Source organism: Sciscionella marina DSM 45152 (assembly GCF_000379465.1).
GTDB lineage: Bacteria > Actinomycetota > Actinomycetes > Mycobacteriales > Pseudonocardiaceae > Sciscionella > Sciscionella marina.
The window spans coordinates 39,741-45,740 of sequence record NZ_KB905406.1; the positions used below are offsets into that span (position 1 = coordinate 39,741).

A 6,000-nucleotide genomic window follows, 5' to 3' on the forward strand; every position below is an offset into this window, starting at 1 on the left:
CCAATGCCGGTCACGCCAGTGGCAGCTCACCTGCGGGTGGTCGGCCGTCGGCCGCGCCACGCGGGAGCGACAATCATAGTGAACGTTCCATGGCGAAAGTGCCCGCGCGCGTTGGTCTTCCGAGCTCCAGCAGCAAGCGTAGAGGAGCTCTTCGGCAAGGATTCGGTTGCAGCTCTGCTCTTCCGTTGTCGCCGGGGGCGAGCTTGGTCCGCTTGTGCCTGGCGCCGAGCAGGGATCGGGCGAACGCGTCCGCACGATAGCGGGCCCGCTGCAGGAAACGGATCGCCGTGGCGGTCTGCTCATCAGGCAGTGGCTCGGTGAAGGCCAGGCCGGTGTGCCCGTCCGCCATATCGCGCACCAGGACGTGTCCCTCCTCGACGACGCCCGTGGCCACGTCCGGGATGCGATAATGCTGCCGTTGACGGCGTATCACTGAGGACGATCATGCGGAGTTCCCCTAGTGCGTAGGCGCAGCGTTCCTGGACCGCGTGCAAGAGTTGTTCTGCAGGTGTCCGTTACTGAAATTCCAGCCGAGCGGTGGCCCGGCGGTGATTCCCCTGATCCGCGTGTCCCAGCAGTACCTGGCCGACCCCGGCTGTTCCCACGGCAATACGCACCCGGTCTCCGCCTACGTCCACGTGTCACACGGCTCCCCCGACGATGCCGCCGACGCGACGCTGGACCAGTTCGAACGCTACGCCCGGGAACCCGCGATCGCGTCGTCGACCTGTGCGCGAGCTCGACAGCTGAACTCGAACGGGCCAACCCGACCACATCGGCGGCGACACCATCACCGGGGCCAATTCTCTCCGCCAACCGCTCGCCCCACGGCGATCGCGAGTTCGGCCTCAATGTGTCATGGGTTCTTCAACAATGAATCTTGGACACGAACGCGGGCGTGCCGCCACCCGCCGAGCTTCGACAACCGGCGACCGACACGAGCTGTTGGAGGCCCCGCCTGGCCAGCGCTTCCCGACTGTCCCGACGTGGCGTGTTCAAGTCGGTCTCGCGACCTCGCCCGCCGTGCTCACCTGTGCCCCGGTACCGGCGGCACCGGTTCACCGACTCGCGATACCGAGCGTGGGTTGCGGGAACCGGACCAGAAGTACGCGGCGCGCCTCGACGTGTATGCCCGAAACATCCGCACTGGCACAGCCATGGCGCACCGTGCCGAGCAACGATTCGCGCTGTGCTCGACCTTCAAGACGCTGATCGCCGACCCGGTGGGCGCTCTCAAGGCCACCCGCACGCCGGATGAGCGAGTTCCCGGACTTTCGGAGACCACAGGTGTCCCGAATCGTTGGGTCCGCCGGCTTCCGACCGCGGTCGCGAGGCGATGGACACGACTGTGCCCCGCCACGCGCCACTGGCGGCAGCAACGCTGCGGCAGTTGGCCGGATGCGTGCGGATCACTCGACGGTCGGAGTCCACGACCAATGCGCATGATCGGCACTCCCAGGACAGCCTCGGCACGGCTGGCGAACCGACCCAGTCGGCGGGTGTGTGACACGATAGCTTGATGGCCATTTCTTCTCGTGCCACTCGCCGGGCTGTAGGCCTGGCTGGGTTGCTGGGCACGGCGGGTGCCGTGCACTTCATTCGGTCATCGGTGTTCGAGCCGTTGATTCCCGGCCCGCTGCGCCGGGTCGCGAGCGCGCGGGCGTGGGTGCTCGGTTCGGGCGCGGTAGAATTGGCTTGTGCAGCGGCAGTTGCCCATCCGCGCACGCGCCGGTCGGGCGCGGGGGCGAGTGCGGCGCTGTTCGCGGTCGTGTTGCCCGGCAACGTGCAGATGGCCCTGAACTATCGTCGGTCGCACAGGCCTGCTTGGCAACGAGCCCTCGCCTACCTCCGGCTGCCGCTGCAGTGGCCGCTGGTGGCCCTGGCGCTGCGGGTGCGCAGAGACAGCGCGTAGCAGCAAGACTTGCCCGGGTTACTCAACGGGTTTGGCGCCTGCGAGGTCTGTATGTGGTTCGGTGACCAGCAGGTGGAAGGTCTCGCTCCGGTGGTTGAGCTGCTGGTGATCGGTCAGTCTCAGTCCTGCGGGCGCCAGCATGTCGGTGATGTCGCTGATCGCTCGGAGCCGCAGGCCGTGTTGGGCGAACGATCGTGCGGCCATGGCGTCGGGGTCAGCCAGGCCCAGGATCGCGCGGCCGGTACTGGATAACACCCGTCGCAACTCGGAAAGGGCATGGTCGAGGTCGGCGAGGTAGTAGACGGTGTTGAACGTGAGGGCACCGTCGAGTACGTCATCCGGCAAAGGTAGCTGAGTCATCGAGGCGGTGTGCAGCTGCAGCTGTCCGTTGTCCAGCTGGTTGCGGTAACGGCGGGCGGCACGGTCCAGCATGGTGGTTGACACGTCGACGCCGTGTACCCGTCCGGTCGGGCCTACGTGCTTCAACAGTAGGCCCAGGCCTGTCCCGCCGCCGAATCCGAGATCGGCGGCCGTGGCACCGGGCGAGAGCGCCAGTTCGGCCGCGGCGGTGGCCATACTGGGATGGTTATACCGATTCAGCACCGCACCCACGAGGCGACCGCCAAGCCCATGAGGCTCAGCAAGTTGGCGTGCCAGCGCTTTCCGCATCGTCCACGGCTCCGTCCAGTAGAAGTGTGGCTTTCGACGGCGGGCTTCGGTACGCGTGCCTGAGTTCGTCGCCGGTGCGCGTTCCCGCATACCTACCGCACATACCATCCGACGATACGGCCCGCCGCCCACATCCGCGATCGGCTGCACCCACTGGTGGGGCGCGGTGGATTCGTCGACCAGCCATACAGGCACGAAACGGAGGATCGCATGGATGTCCATGCGATGGCCGACGAGCTCGGCTGGGGCCGGGAACCGGGCCGGTATTTCCCGAAAGCCCAGGATGCGCAGGCCACAATGGTCGTCGATGAGCTTGCCGAGCGGAAAGCGACCTGGCTCGGTGCGGCACTGTGCGGAATCGGATCGGTGTTCCTGGGCCTATTGATCGTGTTGGCGGTGCTCACGGCGATCACAACGCAGGTCGATTCGGACACAGCCGCGACCTACCGACTGGGCCTGCTCATCGGGGTCGCCGCAGCCGTCTGGGCGGTGCTGTTGATGGGCGTGTGGATCCTGCCCTGCCAATGTCCGCGCCCGGGCATGTTTCTTCTCCAGCACGTACTGGAGAAGAAGCACTCCGATCGTCTCTGACGCGCTCGGCGACCACCAGGTCACCACCGCAAGCTCGCCGGGCCGGCCGGTGCGAGATGGAGCCGATACGCCCCGGAGGAGCACACACAGCCAGTTTCATGACGAGCTCGCGATAGGTGAATACGCGACCTCACCAGTCCCGGATCGTGACAAGGAGGGCTCGATCGGGTTTGTCCGCGCCGGCGCCGGGGTAACCAGTTGCCTGGACTGGGCAACGCGGAGGATGCGGAGGGGCTGGATGGCGTCAGCAGCACAGGATATGTCTGTCTCGGCGTTGGCTGGGATACGGGTGATCGACATGGCTGCGGTGGTGATGGGCCCGTACGCATGTCAGATCCTCGGTGATCTCGGTGCCGACGTGGTGAAGGTGGAGCCGCCGCCGGGGGACATGACCCGGCGCAGCCAGCCGCAGGGCCGCGGTGGGATGGGGGCGTTGGCGTTGAACGTCAACCGCAACAAGCGAAGCGTGGCGCTGGATTTGAAGTCCAATCAGGGGCATCGGGCGATGCTGGAGCTGCTCCGTGGCGCGGACGTGTTGATCACCAACAACCGGCCCGGCGCGTTGCGGCGTCTTGGCTTGGACTACGAGGCCGTCGCCAAGGTGAATTCGCGTTTGGTCTACTGCAGTGCGCAGGGTTTCCGCAGTGATTCCCCGCGAGCCGACCGGGCGGCCTACGACGAGATCGTGCAGTCGGCTTCGGGGTTGACGGACCTGATGCGGCGGGCCACCGGGCAGCCGACCTACGTGCCCACGATCCTGGCCGACAAGGTCTGTGCGCTGACGATCGTGTACTCGGTGCTGGCGGCGGTGATTCATCAGCGCGCTACGGGGCGGGGCCAGCACATCGAGGTGCCGATGGCGGACACGATGCTGGCGTTCAACCTCGTCGAGCATCTGGCTGGGCAGACCTTCGAGCCCCCGGCCGGCCCGGTCGGGTTCCCGCGGTCGCTCTCGCCAGGCCACGCCGCGATGCCGACCGCGGACGGGTGGGCCTGCATCATTCCCTACACCCCGCGCAACATTCGCGATTTCTTCACCGCCATCGGTCGGCGCGATGTGGCCGAAGATCCCCGGTTCGCCGACGCGGAGAGCATGGCAGCTCATCACGGCGAGCTCTACGACCTGATCGCCGAGGTCGCGCCTGGGCGCACCACCGCCGAGTGGGAGAGTCTGTGCGCCGAGCACAGCATCCCGTTCTCCCCGGTGCTCAATCTCGACGAAGCCCCTGTCGATGACTACACGACCGGCGGAGGTCTGTTGCACGTCGCCGAGCACCCCACCGAGGGAGCCTACCGGGTGATCGGGAACCCGTTGCGGTTCTCGGACACCCCGACCACGGTGCGCACCCACCCTCCGAGATTGGGGCAACACTCCGCCGAGGTACTGGCCGAGCTGGGCTATGCGACCGCCGAGGTGGCGGCCATGGCCGAGCAGGGCGTGATCGTGGTCGACGAGACGACGGGGAGGTGAGGACCTGACTATGCGCAAGGCGAACCCGGCACGGGGTTCTGGTGATGCCGATCGATCCACCACAGGTGCGCAATGCGGTTGTCCCGGCCGGTGAGTATCCCACGGCCGCTCAAGATGCCTCGACGCAGCCGACGAGCTACGGGCGGAGGTACTCGCATCCGAACCCTTAACCCGTCCGCCGCACCGGTACCGCGACACAGCAAGGAGCCAACGCCATGACCTCCGCCTCATCATCGAGCCCCCCGGAAGAGCCCGCTCAGTTCGCGCCGCTGCCGGGAGACTTCTTCGGTTTCGCGGACCTGTTGGCCGAGCACGAGCAGGCCCTTCTGCAGCGGGTACGCGTCTTTCTGCGCCAGCAGGTCGCCCCCATCGCCAACGACTACTGGTCCCGAGGCGAGTTCCCCTTCCAACTCATCGACGGATTCCGTCAGCTCGACATCGCCGGGGTGATGTACGAAGGACTGTCGCAGCACCGCGGAAGCCGCCTGCTGAGCGGATTCCTCGCCCTGGAAATCTGCCACACCGACCCGTCGACCAATACCTTCTACGGAGTCCACAGCGGACTGGCCATGGGCAGCATCGATCGCTGCGGCTCGGGCGAACAGAAACAGCTCTGGATGCCCGCCATGGCACGCATGGACAAGATCGGGGCCTTCGCCCTGACCGAACCACACGGCGGGTCCGACGTCGCCGGGGGTCTAGAGACCACTGCTCGCCGAGAGGGCGACGAATGGGTCCTCACCGGCGAGAAAAAATGGATCGGCAACGCGACGTTCGCGGACCTGACCGTCGTCTGGGCCCGCGATATCGAGGACCACCACGTCAAAGGCTTCATCATCGAGAAGGACACACCCGGCTTTTACCCCACCAAGATCGAGGGAAAGATCGCCCTGCGCGCGGTGGAAAACGCCGACATTAATCTCGACGAGTGCCGCGTACCCGAGGCAAACCGGCTGCAACGCGCCAACACCTTCCGCGATACCAGCGACGTGCTACGCCAAACTCGCGGCGGAGTGGCCTGGGGCTCGGTCGGCTGCATGATGGCCGCCTACGAACTTGCCCGCGACTACACCATCACCCGCGAACAGTTCGGCCAGCCGATCGCGAAGTTCCAACTCATTCAGGATCACCTGGCCACCATGCTCGGTAACATCACCGCCTCGCTGTCGATGGTGGTGCGTCTGGCCCAGCTGCAAGACCAGGGCGTCAACAAGGACGAGCACTCCGCCCTGGCCAAATCCGTCGTCACCACAAAAATGCGTGACACCGTGGCCCGAGCCCGGGAAGTCCTCGGCGGCAACGGAATCTTGCTCGGCCACAACGTGGCCCGCTACTTCGCCGACGCCGAAGCGCTCTA

At 66.3% G+C, this 6,000-nt stretch carries 6 protein-coding genes; 4 read left to right on the forward strand and 2 right to left on the reverse strand.

Annotation, left to right across the window (positions count from 1 at the left end; translation table 11 throughout):
* Positions 1 to 73: 73 nt before the first annotated feature.
* Entirely contained in the window at positions 74 to 433 is a 360-nt protein-coding gene (locus A37U_RS52000; protein WP_157183085.1) for a hypothetical protein, read from the reverse strand.
* Positions 434 to 1,588: 1,155 nt separating this feature from the next.
* On the opposite strand from A37U_RS52000, the gene A37U_RS0128565 reads away from it, so the two are divergent.
* Complete coding sequence (locus tag A37U_RS0128565) at positions 1,589 to 1,912, forward strand: DoxX family protein (protein WP_338055084.1); 324 nt, start codon at positions 1,589 to 1,591, stop codon at positions 1,910 to 1,912.
* An 18-nt stretch (positions 1,913 to 1,930) separates the two neighbouring features.
* Here the strand turns inward: A37U_RS0128565 and A37U_RS45755 are convergent, their stop codons facing one another.
* Positions 1,931 to 2,581: a methyltransferase domain-containing protein gene (locus tag A37U_RS45755; protein WP_051111763.1), complete on the reverse strand. Its 651-nt coding sequence runs from the start codon at positions 2,579 to 2,581 to the stop codon at positions 1,931 to 1,933.
* 210 nt (positions 2,582 to 2,791) lie between these two features.
* On the opposite strand from A37U_RS45755, the gene A37U_RS0128575 reads away from it, so the two are divergent.
* The 3 genes from A37U_RS0128575 to A37U_RS0128585 all read left to right on the forward strand — a co-directional run.
* A complete protein-coding gene (locus tag A37U_RS0128575) occupies positions 2,792 to 3,172 on the forward strand; it encodes a hypothetical protein (RefSeq protein ID WP_020500104.1) in 381 nt (126 codons plus the stop codon).
* A gap of 259 nt (positions 3,173 to 3,431) precedes the next feature.
* On the forward strand, positions 3,432 to 4,643 hold the full coding sequence (locus A37U_RS45760; RefSeq protein WP_063712845.1) for a CaiB/BaiF CoA transferase family protein: 1,212 nt from the start codon (positions 3,432 to 3,434) through the stop codon (positions 4,641 to 4,643).
* Between the two features lie 215 nt (positions 4,644 to 4,858).
* The coding region (locus A37U_RS0128585) for an acyl-CoA dehydrogenase family protein (RefSeq protein ID WP_020500106.1) at positions 4,859 to 6,000 on the forward strand (1,142 nt) is incomplete at its 3' end.